The organism is Vibrio sp. SCSIO 43133 (genome assembly GCF_023716845.1).
GTDB classification, from domain to species: Bacteria; Pseudomonadota; Gammaproteobacteria; order Enterobacterales; family Vibrionaceae; genus Vibrio; species Vibrio mediterranei.
The window spans coordinates 2799353-2820523 of record NZ_CP068024.1; the positions used below are offsets into that span (position 1 = coordinate 2799353).

At 41.8% G+C, this 21171-nt stretch carries 14 protein-coding genes and 4 pseudogenes; 13 read left to right on the forward strand and 5 right to left on the reverse strand.

Features of this window, described 5'->3' with window-relative positions:
- The first annotated feature begins 6 nt into the window (after window positions 1-6).
- The 4 genes from JKJ11_RS13190 (at window position 7) to JKJ11_RS13205 (ending at window position 5082) form a co-directional block, all read left to right on the forward strand.
- Complete coding sequence (locus tag JKJ11_RS13190) at window positions 7-3180, forward strand: efflux RND transporter permease subunit (RefSeq protein WP_252038313.1); 3174 nt, start codon at window positions 7-9, stop codon at window positions 3178-3180.
- A 62-nt stretch (window positions 3181-3242) separates the two neighbouring features.
- Window positions 3243-3431: a YgaP family membrane protein gene (locus JKJ11_RS13195; protein WP_062458224.1), complete on the forward strand. Its 189-nt coding sequence runs from the start codon at window positions 3243-3245 to the stop codon at window positions 3429-3431.
- Between the two features lie 23 nt (window positions 3432-3454).
- Entirely contained in the window at window positions 3455-3772 is a 318-nt protein-coding gene (locus tag JKJ11_RS13200; protein WP_096444082.1) for a rhodanese-like domain-containing protein, read from the forward strand.
- 8 nt (window positions 3773-3780) lie between these two features.
- Complete coding sequence (locus tag JKJ11_RS13205; RefSeq protein WP_252038314.1) at window positions 3781-5082, forward strand: TolC family outer membrane protein; 1302 nt, start codon at window positions 3781-3783, stop codon at window positions 5080-5082.
- Window positions 5083-5213: 131 nt separating this feature from the next.
- Here JKJ11_RS13205 and tnpA read toward each other — a convergent pair.
- Window positions 5214-5660 (reverse strand): annotated as a pseudogene (tnpA, locus tag JKJ11_RS13210) (IS200/IS605 family transposase).
- 656 nt (window positions 5661-6316) lie between these two features.
- A complete protein-coding gene (locus tag JKJ11_RS13215; protein WP_252038315.1) occupies window positions 6317-8545 on the reverse strand; it encodes a hypothetical protein in 2229 nt (742 codons plus the stop codon).
- Between the two features lie 2094 nt (window positions 8546-10639).
- Between JKJ11_RS13215 and JKJ11_RS13220 the strand changes: the two genes are divergently transcribed.
- The 5 genes and pseudogenes from JKJ11_RS13220 to JKJ11_RS13240 form a co-directional block, all read left to right on the forward strand.
- On the forward strand, window positions 10640-10873 hold the full coding sequence (locus tag JKJ11_RS13220) for a hypothetical protein (RefSeq protein WP_252038316.1): 234 nt from the start codon (window positions 10640-10642) through the stop codon (window positions 10871-10873).
- A 115-nt stretch (window positions 10874-10988) separates the two neighbouring features.
- Window positions 10989-11930 (forward strand): substrate-binding domain-containing protein, encoded by a 942-nt coding sequence (locus tag JKJ11_RS13225; protein WP_252038317.1) that lies wholly within the window; start codon window positions 10989-10991, stop codon window positions 11928-11930.
- 743 nt (window positions 11931-12673) lie between these two features.
- Window positions 12674-13015: pseudogene (locus tag JKJ11_RS26095) on the forward strand (PAS domain-containing protein); the annotation flags it as partial.
- A gap of 56 nt (window positions 13016-13071) precedes the next feature.
- Window positions 13072-14742: pseudogene (locus JKJ11_RS26100) on the forward strand (GGDEF domain-containing protein); the annotation flags it as partial.
- A 411-nt stretch (window positions 14743-15153) separates the two neighbouring features.
- Window positions 15154-15300, forward strand: a pseudogene (locus JKJ11_RS13240) (thioredoxin-dependent thiol peroxidase); the annotation flags it as partial.
- A gap of 77 nt (window positions 15301-15377) precedes the next feature.
- On the opposite strand, the gene JKJ11_RS13245 reads toward JKJ11_RS13240, so the two are convergent.
- Together JKJ11_RS13245 and JKJ11_RS13250 are read right to left on the reverse strand one after the other, a co-directional pair.
- Window positions 15378-16448: an AI-2E family transporter gene (locus JKJ11_RS13245; RefSeq protein ID WP_124940166.1), complete on the reverse strand. Its 1071-nt coding sequence runs from the start codon at window positions 16446-16448 to the stop codon at window positions 15378-15380.
- 3 nt (window positions 16449-16451) lie between these two features.
- Window positions 16452-16679 carry a sulfurtransferase TusA family protein gene (locus JKJ11_RS13250; protein ID WP_038167498.1) on the reverse strand — a complete coding sequence of 76 codons (228 nt, stop codon included), beginning with the start codon at window positions 16677-16679 and terminating at the stop codon, window positions 16452-16454.
- A gap of 291 nt (window positions 16680-16970) precedes the next feature.
- Between JKJ11_RS13250 and bepA the strand changes: the two genes are divergently transcribed.
- From bepA to JKJ11_RS13270, 4 genes are read left to right on the forward strand one after another with little or no spacing between them, the layout of a single operon-like run.
- Complete coding sequence (gene bepA, locus JKJ11_RS13255; RefSeq protein ID WP_006072846.1) at window positions 16971-18422, forward strand: beta-barrel assembly-enhancing protease; 1452 nt, start codon at window positions 16971-16973, stop codon at window positions 18420-18422.
- 22 nt (window positions 18423-18444) lie between these two features.
- Complete coding sequence (gene arsC / locus JKJ11_RS13260; RefSeq protein WP_006072845.1) at window positions 18445-18795, forward strand: arsenate reductase (glutaredoxin); 351 nt, start codon at window positions 18445-18447, stop codon at window positions 18793-18795.
- Complete coding sequence (wrbA, locus tag JKJ11_RS13265; protein ID WP_252038318.1) at window positions 18795-19364, forward strand: NAD(P)H:quinone oxidoreductase; 570 nt, start codon at window positions 18795-18797, stop codon at window positions 19362-19364. The genes arsC and wrbA overlap by 1 nt, the downstream gene beginning before the upstream one ends.
- Before the next feature lie 7 nt (window positions 19365-19371).
- Window positions 19372-19794: a DUF2069 domain-containing protein gene (locus JKJ11_RS13270; RefSeq protein ID WP_062460787.1), complete on the forward strand. Its 423-nt coding sequence runs from the start codon at window positions 19372-19374 to the stop codon at window positions 19792-19794.
- Between the two features lie 86 nt (window positions 19795-19880).
- Here the strand turns inward: JKJ11_RS13270 and JKJ11_RS13275 are convergent, their stop codons facing one another.
- The gene (locus tag JKJ11_RS13275; RefSeq protein ID WP_252038319.1) at window positions 19881-21104 is read right to left on the reverse strand and encodes a DUF2066 domain-containing protein; all 1224 of its coding nucleotides are present in this window, start codon (window positions 21102-21104) and stop codon (window positions 19881-19883) included.
- Between the last annotated feature and the right edge of the window lie 67 nt (window positions 21105-21171).

A 21171-nucleotide genomic window follows, 5' to 3' on the forward strand; every position in this document is an offset into this window, starting at 1 on the left:
GCCTAAATGAATAACAAACTTGGCATCTCGGGGAAAATAGCTGCAGCGTTTCAAGCCTCAGCGATGACTCCTCTTCTTGCTTTAGTCGCATTGCTTTTGGGGTTAATGGCAATTGTGGTTACCCCAAAAGAAGAAGAGCCTCAGATTGATGTTACCTTTGCAGATGTGTTTATTCCTTTTCCTGGAGCAACTCCCCGAGAAGTAGAAAGCTTGGTGACTAACCCAGCGGAACAAATCATATCGGAAATAAATGGGATAGATAAACTTTACTCATTTTCTCAACCAGGTGGGGCACTTGTTGTAGCGATATTTGATGTAGGCATACCACGCAATGAAGCTGTTGTTAAGATCTACAACAAATTATATTCCAATCGTGATTGGATGCCACCAAACATGGGTGTAGGCGAGCCATTGATCAAGCCAAAAGGCATTGAAGATGTGCCAGTTGTCAACATTACGCTTTCTTCCCAATCGCAGAGCGTCACTACAGCAGAGTTAACTCAAGTCGCCAGCGGCCTAGAGACCGAGTTGAAGCGTATAAAAGGCACGAGAGATATATACACAGTAGGTCGACATCCAACTATCGTCGATGTGAGATTAGACCCAGCTAAAATGGCGGGTTTTGGGGTTACTATCGATGCCCTTAATCAAATGTTGCCAGATGCCAACTCTACGTCTCCATTGCTTACGTTGACGCATGACAATCAAACGTTGCCTCTCCAAATTGGTGAGTTTCTGACTAGCATTGACGAAGTTAAGCAACTCGTAGTGGGTGTGTATGACGGTAAGCCCGTTTACTTGGCAGATATTGCAGAAATAGAGCTTGGCACAGACACGCCTACGCAAATGGTTTGGACAGGAGATAAAACACAAATAAACCCTGCGGTCACTATCGCTATCGCTAAAAAAAGTGGAGAAAACGCGGTAGATGTCGCGAAGAATGTTGAGAATAGAGTTGAAGAGTTAAAAAGCACACTCATCCCGAGTAACGTGGATGTGGAGATCACAAGAGACTACGGTAAAACAGCGGCAAACAAAGCCAACACGCTGATCGGGAAGCTCGCCTTTGCCACGGGTGCTGTCGTCCTTCTTGTTCTACTGACAATGGGGGGGCGTGAAGCTGTAGTCGTTGGTATTGCAGTCATCATAACGCTATTGCTGACACTGTTTGCATCGTGGGCATGGGGGTTCACACTCAATCGCGTTTCTCTTTTCGCGCTAATTTTCTCAATTGGTATACTGGTCGACGATGCCATCGTTGTGGTTGAAAACATACATCGCCACATGATGAAGGGTAAACAGAAACTTGTAGACTTAATACCTGGCGCCGTGGATGAGGTCGGTGGCCCAACTATTCTGGCAACTTTGACAGTGATTGCGGCACTGCTGCCAATGGCGTTTGTATCAGGTTTGATGGGACCGTATATGAGTCCTATTCCAATTAACGCATCGTTGGGTATGATCATCTCGCTCATAATTGCGTTTGTCCTAACACCTTGGCTCTCACGGCTTCTTTTGAAGAATGATGGTCATGGAGAAGAGCAGACGAACAGTAAACAAGCTGCTTTCTTCCATCGTGTGATGTCTCCATTTGTCACGGCTCGAGCACAGAAAAGAAACCGACTTCTATTGGGTGTCGCTATCATTGTTGCTATTGCTGCTTCAATGTGGATGCCGATGCACCAAGCTGTTGTAATGAAAATGCTGCCCTTCGACAACAAGTCTGAGTTTCAGGTGATCCTTGATATGCCTGAGGGCAACTCGCTTGAAAGAACGCAACGAGTACTATTCGAGCTTGCTGATGAAGTGAGAGCGATAGAAGAGGTGGATAACTTCCAGATCTATGCTGGAACGGCGGCACCAATTAACTTTAATGGCTTGGTTAGGCATTACTTTTTACGTCAAGGGGCCCATCAGGGCGATATACAAGTCAATCTTGTTGATAAAGGTGATCGCACACGTTCGAGCCATGAAATTGCTTCTGATGTTCGATCTAAATTAAACGACATTGCTAGTCAGTATGGTGGAAAAGTTAAAGTTGTAGAAGTCCCACCAGGCCCGCCTGTATGGTCTCCAATACTAGCTGAAGTCTACGGTCCGACACAGGAAGTTAGAGAGCACGCTGCTCTTCAACTTAGAGAGATATTTAGAGACACCGACGATATTGTAGATATCGACTTTTACCTCCCTGAGAGTTATCAAAAGTGGCAGGTTGTCATTGACCGAAGCAAGGCTGCGAGGCTAGGTGTAGCATACTCCAACATTGTAGATACTATGGCAACGGCGGTCGGTGGAAAACCAATCAGTTATTTACATAGTGAACAGAGTAAATACCCAATACCTATTCAGGTTCAAGCGCAAGAGTCATCAAAAGTGAGACTAGAGCAGGTATTGAATATGAAGGTTCAATCGCTAAGCGGTCAAAGTTATTTATTGGCCGACCTAGTTAAAGTAAATATTGAGCCGATGGAGAACTACATTGTCCATAAAAACCTAGTTCCAATGATTATGGTCGTTGGCGATATGACTGGGGAGTTAGATAGTCCACTTTATGGTATGTATGACATTTCATCCAATATGGCTGAACAGGGGATGGATGTTGAACAGTACTATGTAAACCAGCCTTCGGGTCTAGAGAATGTAGAAATATTCTGGGATGGAGAGTGGACAATCACGTATGAGACTTTCCGAGATATGGGAATTGCGTACGCGGTAGGAATGGTTCTGATTTATCTGCTTGTTGTAGCTCAGTTTAAGTCCTATTTGGTTCCACTTATTATTATGGCACCAATACCTTTGACAATTATTGGCGTTATGCCTGGACACGCTCTACTCGGGGCGCAGTTTACTGCGACGTCAATGATAGGAATGATTGCGTTAGCAGGGATTATTGTTAGGAACTCAATACTGCTGGTCGATTTTATAAACCATCAGATCTCAGAAGGTATGGAGCTATCACAAGCTGTAATCGACGCCGCGATAGTTCGAGCTAAGCCTATAATGCTAACGGCATTGGCAGCAATGATTGGTGCAGTCTTTATTCTTGATGACCCAATATTTAGCGGGCTAGCTATCAGCCTTATTTTTGGTATTTTCGTATCAACTGTACTGACGTTACTTGTTATTCCGATCTTGTACTACGTGGCACTAAAGAAAGGTATCGTTTCACATAACGCATAATCATTAACGCCCACTCTTAGCGAGTGGGCAAAAAATATACTCGAATGTAACAGGAGCCTATCATGAAAGTCGAAAATGGAATCCGAATCCTCGCAGGGGTAATGGTATTAATATCACTAATATTGACTATTTATGTCAGTAAGCACTTTGTTTGGTTTACTGTTTTTATTGGTGCAAACCTAATACAAAGTGGCTTCACAGGGTTTTGCCCGCCACGAAAGATATTATTAAAACTCGGCTTTAAAGAGTAATAAGAGCAGGAGTTGAGGTAGATATGTTTCAATTATTAAAAAATATATTCGGGTTCAAAGATGAATCTCTAGAAATAAAGAATGCCCTACAAGAAGGCGCATATATTGTTGATGTGAGAACACAGCCGGAATTTAACCGCAGTCATTTAAATAATGCGATAAATATACCATTAGATACTATTGAGGCGTGCCATAAGCAATACCTAGATAGAAATAAACCTATTATTGTTTACTGTGCATCGGGAATGCGTTCGAAAGTAGCTTCCAATTTTCTCTTGAACCACGGATATACAAGAGTATACAACGCTAAAACAATCGGTAGGCTTGAAAAGCTACTGTGAGGTGTAAAATGAAAAACAGCATTCTTTTAGTATTACTGACGCTAAGCATACCGTTCAAGGCTGCCTCTGAGAGTATCTTGGACGTTTATAACTTGGCGAAAGACAGTGATCCAGAGTTATTGCAAGCTAAGGCTTTTGCAGATGAAGCACAGGAAAGTATAAACAGTGCGAGAAGTGTGCTACTTCCTCAAATTGACCTTAGTGCCGGCTATGATTACTACAACAGCGACCGACCTCTTCTAAGTAGTGAGCAATGGAGAGCGGGGATTGGCCTATCGCAGGAGATATACAATCCGGCAAGTTGGATTGTGCTAGAGCAGTCTGAAAAAGCTGCTGTAAAAGGCAACGTTTTGTATGCTCAAACTCAGCAGTTTGTCATTTTGCGAACCGCTGAAGCCTACTTCAATGCCCTAAGAGCAGAAGATACGCTCTCTTTAGCAAAGTCGGAACAGGCACTAATAGAAAAGTACACTGCCACAATACAAGAGGCTTATCGTGTAGGTACTTCCGATCTAACTGATCTACAGGACGCAAAAGCACAGTTAGATAGAGTTAATGCGAGCCTTGTTAGTGCACGTAATCTAGTGAGGAACTCTTATGAAGAGCTCAGAAAGATTACCAATGTTAAGTTTGATCGCTTGGACAAGCTGAATATTGATGCATTCAGCCCCTCTCTTCCTGCAGATGATGTAGAGGCATTGGTTGAACTTGCACTTCAGGAAAACCTTGTAGTGCTAGAGAACAAAATTCAACAAGAAATCGCAAAGCAGGATATCGACTTAGCTAAATCGGGACACCTGCCTCACTTATCATTGAATGCTGGGTATCAGTATTCAAATGAGAAAAGAGACGATTCATTCTACTCAAAGGGTGGAAGTAACGATACATACGGAGGACTTAACCTCGTCGTGCCATTATACAGTGGTGGTGGTACTTCTTCCGAAGTTAAGCAAGCTCAGCATAGGTACGTAGCTGCGTCTCAGGAGTTAGAGCGCAACTTCCGGGACATCTCTAGCAATGTTCGGGGCAAGTACAATGATATTATTGCTTCTCTAGAAAACATAAAGGCTCAAGAACAATCAATGAAATCGGCAGAGCTTGCTCTATCAACACAACAGTTAGGTTTAGAAGTTGGAACTAGAACAATTGTTGATGTACTAGAAGCGACTCGATTTTTGTTTGACGCGAAGCTACAACTCTCAGACGCACGGTACAACTACATTCTTGAACGTTTATATTTGAGCCAACTTCTAGGGAACCTGAATGAGGGTGACATTATTGCGATTAATCAGGGTCTGAATGAAAAATAACATTTGACGAGGTCTCGCGGTAGCCGAAAGCATTCTCACTCATTGAGCTTATGTTCGATTAGACTCGGGAATTGTAAAAATCCACCTGCTGAGCAGGTGGATTTAAATGGCCCCCCATAAGGGGCTAACTTTTAGTTACTCAACCCTAGATGCATCTGACACTCTTCTTCTTCCTTTCCCACACGATCTTGATGCCTGACATATCTTCGGATTATTTCCTCGTTCATTCCTACCGAATCAACAAAGTAGCCACACTGCCAAAAATTATTGCCCCATAACTATTGCTTTCTTAAATACGGAAATTTGTTGAACAGCCTTATCGCTGTCCGTCCTTTTACAAATCCCATATACTTTGAAATACTCAAACTTGGTGGCATTCTCACAACCAAGTGGACGTGATCTACTTGAACGTTCAACTCTACAACCTAGCAGTTTTTCATGTTGCTTTATATATAAATACTTCAGTATAACTCTTTGCCCAAGTGACCCTTGAGTATTTTGAGTCGGTACTTCGTCGTCCAAACTATGTGGTAATGGCACCTGTAATATACGTGCGAAGCGGATTCATATCTGCTCATGTTTTTTCTCCTTGATTTGCTGTTTACAAACTTGGATATCTTGAACATGAGCGTCCTTCGGGCAAAGCCCTAATGGACGATCACCACCTTCCTAGAGGGTGGTTTAGGGTTAGAAATGAATAGAGCCACAGACTGTAGCTCTGTTTTTATCATCAATAATGATGAGTTAACGTTACTTTGGCCTATGAATAGTCGATTTGTTGGGCTTTTAAATACAGCTATTTTCTCTTTGTTATCTGGAATTGAGCTAGGTGAAGTTGTCGGAGGACATTAAAGTTTGAAACTTTTCTATTTCCGAAGTGCGTTACTATCGTGGCTACAAGAACCCAATACTGACAATAAAGATCGACACTTAGACTCAATCAACGTGGCTATCCAACGAAAGTGTGACAACAAAGTTTGAAACTCGCTTTTGGACAAAAGTGTGTTAGCTATTTTTCTAAACTAGAAAGTAATGAATAATTTAAAGTATGGAAAGCAGCCTAGCTTGTTACCGAACAATCAGTCTGAAGTAAATTACAGTCTGTAACTTCAGAGAACGCATAGAGATTCGAAGCGACAACCTGAGAACTATGTGTTCTCAGGTTGTAGTTATTGATATGTCAGACATGTCGGTAATGGTTGGAAAGAGCCTACTTTAGTTCCGAAAAGTTCACTTATGAGGATTCTACTTCTCGTATAAACTTGTCGATACTTGCCTCATTTACGTCTTCATCGAAATGTTCCGCTTTTAGCTTATCACAGAGCATTCTAGTTTTAGCTGCTACTCGACCATCTTCTTGTTCCTTCCATATATCAACTTGCTCTAGAACCTTATGGAATAGTTTGTCAGGTAACCTGTTGCCCATTTGAATGCCCATGACTGAAGGGAAAATTGATTTATATGACTCTCTAATATCGCGTACACTGGGAGCCAATGAGAAAAAGTTAAGTAGAAATTCTGGTCGCATAATATATTTAGCTGCATTTTTTTTGACAAGGTCAGCAGTATAGCGTTGAACTCTCGACTCCTGCGTCAACCACCATGTTTGATAGCCATACTCAGGGTATGTAGAAATCTCTTTCCCTTTATTCCTATAGCCGTAGACAGCCTTTATGATTAACGCAACACCTTCAGCTAGTTGATTATTACGTTTTATCGGCAAAATTTCCTCTGCCAATTCGTTTACTTCGCCATCATCTGTAACTGACCTCAAATCATCATTTGAGTAAAAGTTCATTCCAAATTGGTGAATAATGTATGCTTTTAACTCCTCTTTACCAAGCGAAGTGTGAAGTTCATTATAAGTTAAGAATCCAGACATAAAAGACTGCCAGGAATGAGAATATCCTTCCCTTATCGCATGGTAATACGTGCGAATTAATATTTGCTCAGACTCTCTAATCAAATCTTCTGTTAAATGTGACTCTCTTTTACTGATGTGGTTTTTATATTCATTATCAGTCACGATCAGATGCTTGATAACACCATCGAGCGCTGGTTCAGTGAGCATTAGGTCAATACCTGCTTCATTTGACATTTTGAAGAGGTTTCGAGTCATCTGATTTTCTTTACTTAAGAACCTTTCTGTGAGCGCTCTAACAATCATATCAGTACCAACAACTAACCTAAAATTTGCTGTGGCTTTCTGAAAATACTCAACAACTCTAGGCTCTGCTTGTAGCGTAAATAGTAGTACATAAGTTCTAGAAAACTTATTCAATAATGCTCGTTGGTTCTCTGTACTTTGGTAAAACATGGAACGCACTATATTGACAACCATGTCTCTTTGAGCATGAAAATTCATTCCCTGTGCTTCATACTCATCAAGTGCGTCAGACACTCGGTCAAAGACAGTATTTTCGATGAAATTGCTTTCGATACCATCAGAGCCATTGAGGTAAGATGAGCACTTTAACCCTTCTTTTTCGAAGAAGAGTTGAGATGTTCTTATAGCGATATTTGCAATGATTTTACGCTCTTCGATTGGTAATTTTGATAGTTCATCCTGAGAGCTAATTTCAGTAATTACATCAATCTTGACACTTTCATCTATTGCTTTTTCGTTCGCAATAATTTTTCTCGTGTCATAAGGTAAGCAGTACTTATCCCCTTTTCTATGATAATTAACTTGCTTACCCCCAACGCCATTCTTCTTTACTAGTTCTCGAAGACGATCCGATAGCATTCCCCCAACTATATTCTTTGCCCACGGGATATTTTCTGCGATCTTTTGGTTGATTTCCAACCGAGTCATGAACTTATCTTGGTCTGGGTCTGTATCATTCAGCGACCATAAAATTAAACTATCTGCGACAGTTTTAACTAAATGTTTGTCTTTTTCTCTGTTCTCTACTTGTTGTTGAAGAAAAACATAAACCGAAGGGTGAGTTATGTTCTCACTAGTCTTAAGTTGTGAACTTTTCGATAGGTCTTTGAGGAAGTCTGTGAATCGGTGCAAATGCGTGTAATACGCTTTTTTTGTCGCTTCATTATAGTTTATTTTTGAAAGTAGCCATTTGGCATCTCTGATCCGAACAAATACATCATGTTTGTCAGTTAGATCCTCTTCCTCTTTGTCAAATCTTCCTATCGTTTGGGAGGTAACATAAATGATCGTTTTTACAGTTCTTCCAAACTCTTCCAGCCTATCCAATGTCTGTTTGATTTTTGGTCTATGATTTGCTGTGACGGACATTTGGTAGAACACGTTAGGTCTATCTTTTGTATACAAACCTTCCACACGAGCGCCGTCTGCACCACCATCAGAAGTACCACCAACTGGTACAAACCCTGGCCCATCGATGGCTCCAATTAACTCATTTGCAAACTGTTCAAATGGAAACCCTTCACAATTATCAAGTGCTACTTGAGCCAGTTTTGTGTTCACTTCCTCTAGTGCCATATCCGTTCTCATAACTAACTGTTCTATATAAAGTTACGATACTACTATCACTATAAATAATCTATGTGCTTCCATTTCATTTGGTAGAGGTGTGACATCAGTCGATTGGTGCTGAGGTGTTCCTGAAAAATTTCGGATGAGAAAAAGTAGGCAAAATGGATATTGGATTGCCGAAGTAGATCATCTGCTCTAACTAAGAAAGGGGCAAAATCTTCTCAGAGAAGAAGGCAAACTACGACAAATGGCACCGAAAAGTTTCGCACTTTATTGTCATAGTTCTAATCTTTATTGTTCGAGTTTCAAACTTTGTTGTCCACCGACAGAAGTTGTAGTTGCTAAGCGAAGTAGATCACTAGATAAAGGGATTGCAATACCTAAAACTATCCGTCATATGCTAATTTAAGAGACTCACTAACAAAGTTCTTGTCCATCTTAGAGCTAGTTGATGTGGCTCGCTCAGGTTTGCCCCAAGATGTGTTAGAGCGCAAGAAACCATCATGAGATTTATTTGTGAAACAAGCTGTTTCCCAATTGTCCAACAGGTTATTGGACAAACTCTAGTAACCAATTATGCAAGAGGGTCTTGCACAATTGCGAAACAGGTTGTTTCGTAAATCACCTCTGCTCCAACGCTGCTCTGATCTCGTCGCTTCGGCAATAGAACTAACTAATGTGCAAAATACGCACATTGCTTATCAAGCAACTATCGAAGATCCCTCGGTAGTTGAACTATTGCAATTTTTGCAATAGTTGCCCGAGTAACGAGAAAGCTCAGTGATTGCAGATTCTGCAACAACTCACATCTGTCCCATTATCAGTCTTACCGTTGTAGGGAGCGTCATTCCATAAATGAAATTTCCCCGAAAAAACTTATGGTAAAGGCAAATGGTATCACCAGACCAATGCGGACATAAATGGAGCAACGTTGTGTGTTGTAAGCCGACATGTAGTGTACGATAGGCAAAAAAAAGCACCATAAGTATAGATTTGGTGCTTAATACACGACAACAAGGAACTTAAAGTTAAGTCCAACAGACTAGTATGGGAACTTTGATCTTCAAGTTATTTACACTGACTATTTCCGAATGTCATAGTAGGGTGAAATCAATTCAACTAAATACATAACCAGACTTGCCATGGCTAACAGATAAATGGCAACTTCATTCTGAAGGAGTATCAAAGTAAAAGACTCTACCCAACAAAATTGCTTCAATGATATCTTTGTGCTGTTCAACTATTGAGGCTGATATCTCAGCATTTACCGCAAATTCTAACATCGATTGATTACCACAAAGATAGTTAGCTTTTTCGGCGGCATTTAATGACTGAACGTAGCTGCAAGCCTTGGCGAAAGTTTGTTGCTTCGACACGATTAATGAATGCGACATTATAGTAGAATCAATCCGTATTACTCTGATTATATGAGCAGTGTTCTTAAATTTTATATCAAACAAATATGTCGATGTTTGAGTCGGGTGTCCCGTAGGGGTTGTCAGCTATGTCATAAGGTGTTTTATTGCAGTGTGGCAACACGTCCCCCTTATAACATTCGAACTCCACCTCTGTTGAAACATACAAACACCCATCAATTTCAATTGTCTCTTATATATAAGGCACCTTCATTTTTTCCATAGTCGCTCCAATGATTTCCTCTAGCGGCATAAAAAACCACACGCTTGTTTTTGGTTATGGCTTTCTCGACTATGCCATCTGCCCAAAAAGCGTAAACGAGTGCGCATGACGACAAATGAACCGTTTGTATTGCGATAATGTGTCGCATGCTGCTCCTCACACATTGACTGCCATTCTTAGTTTAAGTAAAGGTCATTCTGAATATCAATCAAGACTAATTTTTAGGAAAAATCATATTGTAAAAAGCGATTGATTATCTAACCTATAAAACACTCAATATTATTCATAAGGTTATTATACGGGGATGACTATTTTTTCTAATGAAGAATGGTTTAGCATCGTAGAGGACGGTGAGTTTTGGGATATACATGGAGACGAATGTTGAGTGTCAGATGGAAATAGATGATGGTTCTGAATACCAATCGGCCATTAAAGTGTATGTTCTGTAGGAGTCGTTGATGTATGGACAAACCACAGTGTGTGGAGTTACATCTATATATTAAAACAAGTAGAGGTGGATTTATCTTAACCTCCAGCAACACCTCAAGAGCAGAGAGCATCACCTATTGGCTCATGACTCCCAGAGAGAAGCGTGAAGTTGAGTACTATGTGGTTCTAGTTCGGGATGAACAAGCAGTAGACTTTAAGTTCATTTCGAAAGAGTGGGCTGACTTTTTGCTAGAAAAGTGGAGATAGTACTTCTTTGTAAATGTTCTGCGTGATAAGGAGGCAGTAAAGACATTACATTAATTTATACTAATATAATAATGTTAGTTCTATGTTGCTAACTAGAGTTTAGTAGGAGACCATTATGAAAAAGATGATCGTGTTATGCTTGCTCTTTCTCTCTATGGATGGAGAAACGTCTGAAAAGCAACTGGTTTATCTTGTTTCAGATTTGAGAATACCCTTTTGGGAAATTATGAGTAGAGGAGTTACTTCGAAAGCAAACGTCTATGATTACGACGTGCTTGTCCTCTCTGCCAACAATGATGCTAAACAAGAATTAGAAAACCTTGTAGTGGCCATCGATATGAAGGCTGATGCCATTATCATGTCTCCTACGAATTCTTCTGCCGCGGTGACCTTGCTTAATTTGGCAAAACAAGCCCAGATCCCTGTTGTCATTGCCGATATTGGAGCAGAGAGTGGCGACTACTTGTCCTACATAAAATCAAACAATCTCCAAGGAGCCTATGATTTAGGAAAAATGCTTGCAGCTAAGATGGAGCGTAGCTCAAGTGTTGACGGCACCGTCGGTATTATCGCAATTCCCCAGATGAGAGTGAATGGTCAACAGAGAACACAAGGTTTCATTGCTGCTCTTGATGAAAGTGGTATAGACGTTAATGGCCTTTATCAGCAAGTGGATTTTAGCTATCAGGAAACATTTGATTATACAATCGAAATCTTAACAAAAAATCCTAGAACGCGTGCTATTTGGCTACAAGGTTCGAACAGGTATCAAGCTGCTCTTGATGGTATAGCGAAAATGGGTAAAGAGAAAGAGGTTTTGTTGATTTGTTTTGATGCAGAGCCAGAGTTTCTGGAGCTGCTCAGAACGGATGTTATTGTTGGAGCTGCGATGCAACAACCTTTTAAAATAGGAGAGCGTTCAGTCGAGACTGTTTATGAGTTTTGGCAGGGCGCGAAGATTGAATCCACACAAGAGCTTAAGGTGCTTGCTGTGGACAAAAATACCCTTGATAGCCAAGAAGAAGAAATTAAAAGAAATGTCCTCGGTTTGGATTAGAAAGGAACCTGATGGGGAAAATGAACGCTTCTTCCAAGTCCGTCGCTCTCATAAGAGTGACCATGCTAGTTATCATGCTCAGCATCAGTCTCGTGATAGCTATCTATACAACGATTACTCTTTCAATTGAAAAACAAGCACTCTCAAAGCACATCAATAAACAAGTTGAAATGAGCTTAATTACACTGAGTAATAATATTGCTCCTTTGATGCAAGCGTATGCTATTAATGAATATAAAAAAATCATCTTAAATGAAGCAAGAGAAAGAAATTACCAAGCTATTGTGGTTTATGACAATCAGTTCGCCAAAATTCTTAATCGAGATAACTATGTTTCGGGTGTAACAAAAGTCAATGGTGAAATTTCAGAGTGTGACGAGGAAAAGGGCTATTTGTTTGGTGATGAGTTTGTCATAACAAGCATGCCTATTGAATCACCAAACGGTGAAGAGATTGGCAAAGTAAAGATCAGTGTTTCTGATAGCATTATTAAGGATAAGATGTATGAGTCGCTTTTTCATGCCGTACTCTCAGGTCTAATACTTAACACTATTATCTTATCGATATTATATTTTCTTTTACAACGGTTTGTATCGAAACCCTTAGCGAGTTTAAAGCTTCAGTTAGAACTTGATGAAGTCAATGCCATTCCCAATCGGGAATTGAAGCTCAGTGGGTATAATGAAATTGATGGTTTTATTCGGGTTGTCAACCAGATGTTTTCAACAATCAAAGCAACGCGAATGAAGCTGCTGGAAGAACAGAGAGATTTGAATAGTGTTATTGCAGCAACCAAAATTGGCACTTGGTACTGGAATATAAAGTCGGGTGAAGTTAAATTTAATGAAAGATGGGCAGAGATGCTCGGCTATCGCTTAGCAGAGCTTGAACCACTCACTTTCAAGACTTGGGAAAAGCTCTGTCATCCAGAAGATTTTGTTCAATCAGAAGAACAATTAAAGCGCCACTTTGAAGGTTCTCTTGAAGTTTATGAATGTCAATGTCGTGTTCAACACAAATCTGGACAATGGCTTTGGATACTCGCTCGAGGACAGGTGGTGAAATGGGAAAAGACTGGTGAACCGATAGAGATGTTTGGAACACATCTTGACGTAACGGAAAAGAGCCATGCAGAAGAAGAATTGAGAATGTCAGCGAGTGTTTTTGACAACACGAGAGAAGGTATTTTAATTCTTGATAATTTGGGGTTAGTTCGAAGAGTTAATGAAGCGTTTATTTCAGCTAATGACTACAGTAGAGAAGAACTATTGGGTCACTCTTTAGAGTCAATGATAGATGAAAGTGAATCTCAGGTTCGCTATGCCGAACTGAAACAAAAAGTGTTAAGTAATGGGTTTTGGCGTGGTGAATTATGGCTCGTAAGAAAAGATGGTCAGGCTTATCCTGAACTTGTCAGCATAACGGCTGTTAGGGACTCTCAAAATAGGCTATCTAATGTTGTTGCTCTGTTTACCGATATATCACGCCTTAAAGAGCAAGAGAAGCAACTAGAGTTACTTGCACTCTATGACCCCCTTACGAAACTGCCTAATCGTAACCTATTGGTGACCAAAGTCAGTGAGTTACTAAAATTCAATGAATTCGGTCGATATATGGCAGTTCTTTTTATTGACCTCGATGACTTTAAAAAGATTAACGATTCTTTTGGACATGATGTTGGCGATGAGGCGCTAAAATTACTCGCTTCTACCTTGAGTAAAAACATTCCTTCAAACGATATTCTAGTAAGGTGGGGGGAGATGAATTTATTATTATCCTTAATAATGTTCGGAATGAAACTAAAGTAAAATCGTACGCTTCAAAGCTACTCAATATAATTTCTACAATGAGATTTAAAACAGATCTGATTCACCCACAGTCCTTCTCTGCGAGTATTGGTGTAACTATGACGGAGGCGGATAGTGTAACAGATATAGAGCACCTTATTCGACAAGCTGACCTAGCTATGTATGAATCGAAACTGCAGGGGGGGAATAGTATGGCATTCTTTAACTCTGAGCATGATAGAAGTAAGCGAAAACAACATGCTAAAAAGCGACAGTTGGAACAAGCCGTTTCTGAAAATGAGCTGGAACTATACTTTCAGCCAAAAATGAACCTGAGAAGCAATGAGGTGGTAGGAGCAGAAGCCCTTCTTCGTTGGAATCACCCCGACAAAGGAGTGTTAACCCCCGAGCAATTTTTGTTTGATATAGAGACTCCCTCGCTGCAATGTGAGATTGGTGACTGGGTAATGACTCAAGCCGTTCATCAAGTGTCCGAGTGGATGAAATGTGGCATGGATATACAATTGTCTATTAACGTATCCAGCTATCAATTGGATGATATCAATTTTACCAGTCGCCTAAGAGCGCTATTGTCTCAATATAAGGTTCCTCCAAGCTATGTGCAGATAGAAATTCTTGAATCGAGTGCTCTAGAACTGGTAGAAAGAGCTCAGGCGGTGATCGAGCGTTGTCAGTCGTTTGGGGTGAGTGTGGCAATTGATGATTTCGGAACTGGCTATTCAACCCTCTCTTATTTAAGAGATCTTCCCGCTGACGTGTTAAAAGTCGATAAGAGCTTTATTATTGGTTTGCAAAAAGATAGTAAGAATTGGGGGCTTTTGAAGGCGGTGATGAGTTTGGCCTCAACCTTCGACAAAACGGTTGTGGCAGAAGGTTTAGAAGATTGGGACGCAAAGGAGTTGTTATTGGAAGTAGGATGTGAAATTGCCCAAGGTTATGCGATAGCGCGGCCAATGAAGATAGAGCAATTTAACCGTTGGTATCGACAAGAACAGGTAGCGGTATGAGAAAGAAGAGCCATTGTTACGTATGACTAAATGGAGAAATGATTTCGAGTTGCCGTTCTGCACCCTATTTCGCAATTTTCCTTACTTTAGATATTTTGAAAATATCCATTTTGAGTTGGTGCTTTAACAGGCTTCTGTCCAGAAGCCTGTTACGTGTGACCACTTCGAATTTTGTTATCAACAAGCGATCCCATCGCAATGACTATCATCTTCACCAGATAGCAACGTCTCAGTTTTTATGACAAGTTTTCGCTTGAAAAAGCGTCAAAATCAGCCCAATTTACAAAAAAATATGACAACTGCTATAATTGAAGTCCAAAAAGATAAATCATTAGCCTAACTCACTGTTAAAGATAGAATTTGTCAACAGCCGTCGAAACTTCTGTCTCATTAAATTTCCAAGGGTGCAAGCTTATGGGCAAAGTCTATGATGGCTTGCACCGTATCAGCTTCTTGATCAATGAAGAAGGTGTGATTGAGCATGTATTTAATAAGTTCAAGACTAAAACTCACCACGAAGTAGTGCTTGATTACTTGAACGACAAAGCATCTTAATACACCTTGTAGTTCGGGACATTCAATTCAAAAAAGCCTCGCTTGTTTAGCGAGGCTTTTTTACTCTTTTCAGATAGCTAAGTGGCGTGCTGAGTGCCATCATCATGACTTGGTAGTGCATTCCAAACCGCTTTAACTAGCGTTGCCAATGGTATGGCAAAGAACACTCCCCAGAAGCCCCATAATCCACCAAATACCAAGACCGCAACGATAATTGCTACCGGGTGTAAATTCACCGCTTCAGAGAAGAGTACTGGTACAAGAACATTACCATCCAACGCTTGGATAATACCGTATGCTACAAGTAACCAGTAAAATTGTGGTGCTAAGCCCCATTGGAACAGACCCACCATAGCAACGGGAACCGTAACGGCTGCTGCACCGATATAAGGGATAAGTACTGAGAAACCAACCAACACGGCCAACAAGACCGAATAACGAAGATCTAGAATAGCAAAAGTGACATAACTTACTGTACCAACAATCAAGATCTCCAATACCTTACCACGAATGTAGTTAGAAATTTGCTGGTTCATCTCGATCCATACTTTATTCGCTAGACGACGGTTACGAGGTAAAACGCCGCTCGCCATGCTGACCATCTCTTCTTTATCTTTTAATAAGAAGAAAACCAGTAACGGTACTAAAATCAAATATACCGCTAGCGCCGCTAAACTAACGAGCGATGCCAGTGAGCCTTTCACTACATTTTCACCTAAAACGAGAACTTTATCTTTTACGTTACCCATAATGGTTTCGACTAAATGAATCTCAGCGAGATCAGGATATCGTTCAGGTATCGTTGCAACAAACTGCTGCATGCCGTTATACATATTTGGAATATCATTCAGCAAGTTTCCAACCTGATTCCAAATTGTTGGTACTAAACCAAAAATTGCTAACAGCATTAAACTGATGAAGAGGAGGATGACCGCTACTACTGATAGGGTTCTCGGTACACCAAGTGCGCATAGTTTGCTAACCGGCCACTCTAATAAGTACGCCAAAACAATCGCCACCAATAGCGGAGCAATCAAATTACCGAAGAAGTAGATGGTAATAAATCCAAATAACAGAATTACTACCAAGCTCACTGCATCTGGGTCTGAAAAACGTCGCTTATACCAACGACGGACCATATCTAGCATCAATTAATCATCCTGTTTACGAATATTGATAACGCTCACTTCACCTTCAATCCTATGATGTATTGCCGCATTCTGGATAGATAAGTATTGAAGGACGTCCGAGACTGAGTGTTTGTCGATTAATCTCACCGACAATAGTTGTCCTATTTCAACCTGTTTAAAAGCGCGCTTGACCAAGAGTAATGACATCGGGCATCGTTCTTCCACTAAGTCTAGATGTATATCGGTCATACACTTTCCATTTGAACAGCGTTGAAACTAAACATATACGCTACGAATCTCTCAAAGTCATCCATTGTAAAGACTTTTGATAGCATACCCAACCAGTAAGTGTTACAGAAACTATGAATAATGGATATTCACACAAACCAAAGATAACTAAATACAGCTAAGCCCGAGAATGAGAAAACCTTTCCTATCCCAGTTCCGTATGCAAAAATGAGTGGCAAGAGGATAAGGTAGGAAACCAAGTTAGGATTTCATGGTCAAAACTACCACATTTTAAGGAGTCACCTCAGTCGTATGTTGAAACGCGCCCGTTCATTGATTTGCCTATGCGTTGCTACCGCATTAAGCGTCCCTCAAGTTGCCTATGCCGAACTCGATCTTCCTGATATCGGAACTGCAGCAGGGGCGACGTTGACCATAGATCAAGAACTTATTTATGGTGATGCGTATATGCGGATGATTCGCGCTAGCTCTCCAATTGTTAATGACCCAGTGCTCAACGAGTACGTTGACTCTATTGGCCATCGATTGGTTTCCAGTGCTAATGATGTAAAGACCCCTTTCACCTTTTTTATGATACGCGATCGTAACATAAATGCTTTCGCATTCTTTGGTGGTTATGTCGCTTTGCATACGGGGCTGTTCCTTCACGCCCATACTGAAAGCGAACTGGCCTCCGTTATGGCGCACGAAATCGCCCACGTCACTCAGCGCCACTTAGCGCGTAGAATGGAAGACGAAGCTCGCCGTTCACCCGCTACCGTTGCAGCACTTGTTGGTTCACTCTTATTGGCGATTGCTTCCCCTCAAGCGGGTATGGCAGCGCTCACAGCGACCACCGCGGGTTCGATGCAAGCTTCTATCAACTATACACGCAGTAACGAAAAAGAGGCCGACCGATTTGGCATTGCCACTCTTGCTCGTGCAAAGTTTGATGTCAACGATATGCCACGCTTCTTCGGTCGCCTTGCGGATGAATATCGTTATGCAAGCAAGCCGCCACCAATGTTACTGACTCACCCACTTCCAGAAGATCGTATTACCGACACTCGTGAGCGAGCTCAGAGCTATCCGCCACTACGAGTACAGCCTTCAATCAATTATCACTTGGCTCGGGCTAGAATTGTGGCCCGCTATGCTGGAATTAAGTCCGCTTCGGCAATGGATTGGTTCGAGCGAACTGCTCGTAAAGCCGGGCCGAAAATTCAGGACTCTTTCGAATACGGCAAAGCCCTAGTGTATCTAGACACAAATAAACTCGATGAAGCAGAAGCGATACTCGACAAGCTTTTAAAGAAAGATCCAAACAATAATTTCTATCTTGATGCAGCATCCGATCTTTACATTGCTCAAAAGAGGCCTGAAAAGGCAGCCGAGCTGATGAAAGAAGTCTTAACTGTTAAGCCTAATAACCCAGTCATCACTATCAATTACGCCAACGCGCTACTCAAGGGCGAAAAATACAAAGACTCAATTCAAGTTCTCCAGCGATACACTCACGAGCACCCTAATGATACTAATGGCTGGCACTTGTTATCGGAAGCTAACATTAAACTAGGCAACAGTGCCGAAGATCTCGCCGCACGCGCTGAAATCTTGGCATTGAATGCTCAGTGGGATAAATCTATTCAGCTTTACTCTCAGGCTAGTCAACTGGCCGAGTTAGGAAGCCTAAAACAGGCTCGCTATGACGCACGTATTGACCAATTACTGGTACAACGTGACCGTTTCATGGCATTACAATAAAACCAAAAAGGAATAGCCATCTATGTCAGTCACCATTTTTCATAATCCACGTTGCTCTAAAAGCCGCCAAACTCTTGCTCTTCTTGAAGAAAAAGGCATTCAACCAGAAGTAGTTAAATACCTAGATACTCCACCAACAGTAGAAAAGCTCAAAGAGATTTTTGGTCAGCTGGAATTAGAAAGCGTTCGTGCGATGATGCGTACTAAAGAAGATATTTACAAAGAACTTAATCTAGCAGATCCAGCACTGACCGATGATCAACTGTTTCAGGCTATGTTCGATAATCCAAAGCTAATCGAGCGTCCTATAGTGGTCAGCAACGGTAAAGCAAAGCACGGCCGCCCACCTGAGCAAGTGCTAGACATTCTATAATGCCATGCCAAATTCTGGTGCTTTACTACAGTCGACATGGAAGCACCAAGCAACTCGCTCGCGCAATAGCGCGAGGAGTTGAATCAGTCGAGCAATGCCAAGCCATTCTGCGTACAGTGGAAGAGTTGACGAAAGAGTCAGACTCAAACAGTGGCGATCCGATTGTCTCCATCAAGGATCTAAAGCAATGCGACGGTTTAGCTATGGGGAGTCCAGTTTGGTTTGGCAACATGGCTGCTCCTTTGAAGCACTTTTGGGATCAAACCACCAGCTTATGGATCGCTGGAGACCTAATCGATAAACCCGCTTGTGTGTTTACCTCATCATCTTCATTGCACGGCGGCCAAGAAAGCACCGCCATGAGTATGCTACTTCCTCTGTTACACCACGGAATGATGATTTTAGGTATTCCCTATAGTGAGCCACAGTTGCATACCACGACAACCGGTGGAACGCCTTACGGAGCATCACACGTAGCAGATTCAAGCACACAACTTAGTATTGAAGAGTCAGAGCTAGCTTTTGCGTTAGGAAAACGCTTGGCACAAACCGCCAGAAAATTGAAGTAATGGAATCATGATAGCAATCCCTTTTAAAACCAAAACCATGCGCATCTTTGCACTGGCAGCCAACTTAGCATTGCTAACTTGGGTCACTGTTTGGCACGGCTATTTGTCTCCACACCCTCACATTAGCCCCACTGCGATTACAATCGCTTGGATGATTCCGCTGCTATTACCATTACCGGGTATTATCGCGGGAAAACCTTATACCCACGCTTGGGCGAACTTTGTGTTGATGTTGTATTTTCTGCATGCACTAACACTGCTTTATGCCGATGAAGGAGAACGTTGGCTAGCATTAGTAGAACTTCTGCTCACCTGTTCGGCCTTCGCAGGAAACATCCTCTACGCCAGATTAAAAGGAAAGGAGCTTGGACTTAAACTGCCAAGACTGTCTTCGGTAGAGAAAAAGGAAAAGCAACGCTTCGAAGAGTAGGCTTTGAAGAAGAGTAGGTTCTTGCTTCAAGACCAAGAAAAAAGGAGGCATTGCCTCCTTTTTTAATCTGTAAATCTACATCTCAGCTAATATAGCCATTCAAAAGTCAGTTGTGGCTTAGCGATTAGGCCAGATGTAGACACTGTAGACTCTGATGAGTCCGTAGCCACATTAACCTCATCAACTGACGACACTGTTGCTGGTTCAGCGGTATCGGGCTGAGCTGGAGTATTCGCCTCAGGATTTGCCGTTGAGCTATCGACTTCAGGTAAAGTCGCAGGTACGGCAGTAGGGGCAGGCTCAACCACAGTTTCTTCCGGCAGAACTTCAACCAACTTGACTAAACCAAGCTTAAGTACTTCTTGTTCAAATGACTCAATCGAACCAAGTAAGTAAGCTCTGATAATGACTTCATCACCTTTAACTTCAGCCACTTCCACTTTCGCCGTCGAAGCTAAGCGCCCTAATGCACGTTCCAGAGTAAAGAACGCATCTGCACTCTTCATACCGGTAAAAGACACAGTAACGGTGCCTGCACTTTCGCCGCTAATCACTGTTGCATTTTTAGAGGCGTAATAGTCACTGACTTGATCGATAAGGTTAGCCATTGCAACGCCACCTGACGCTGAACCAGTGATAGGCTCTAACTGGTTTCGACCTAAGGTTTCTGGTGCTTGGTCGTATAGTGTCCAGCGTAAACTACTACCTTCAGCTCTTACAACCATCACCGCATCTACAGGATAACGCTGAGTTGCTTGTGATATTGGGCCAACAAAGCCTCCCCACAAATCTGTTGGTTGAATTCCCGTCATGTCATCAAAGTCGCCAACAGGGAACGTTACTGGAAGCCCACGTCGTTTCGCTTCTTTTCTTAACTGATTCGCCGCTTCAGAATTGGTATGCTCCCAAGTGATAGCGCGATCCCGACCATCATCTTCAACCAACCACACCATGACATTGGCGCGCTCAATTGGCCAAGACGACAAATCAGCTTGCTTCAATAGGGTGTTAATTTGCTCACTATTGAATGTCATTCTTAATGCTTGCTCACCATTTAGCCGCGTGTAACCCAACTGTGTAATGAACTGAGAGCTCTTGCCTAGTGCTTTCTTTACCACGGGATTAGCCGCAGCTTTCGAATCACCACTGGCTTTAATGAGTACTTCCAGCATGCCTTGCTGGCGAGCCACTTCATCAGCGTTCGGTTCTTCAGAATTCACCACCACTTCGGTCGAGTAAATATCAACCTTGGTCAGTGCATAAGCTGGCAGTACAAAGACTGTTGCCAACAACCAAGCTAAATAACGCATAAGCATCCTAAATTACAAAGATATAAGTCGAAATGATAAGCAAGTATGAGTTCAGGAGCAAGCCAAG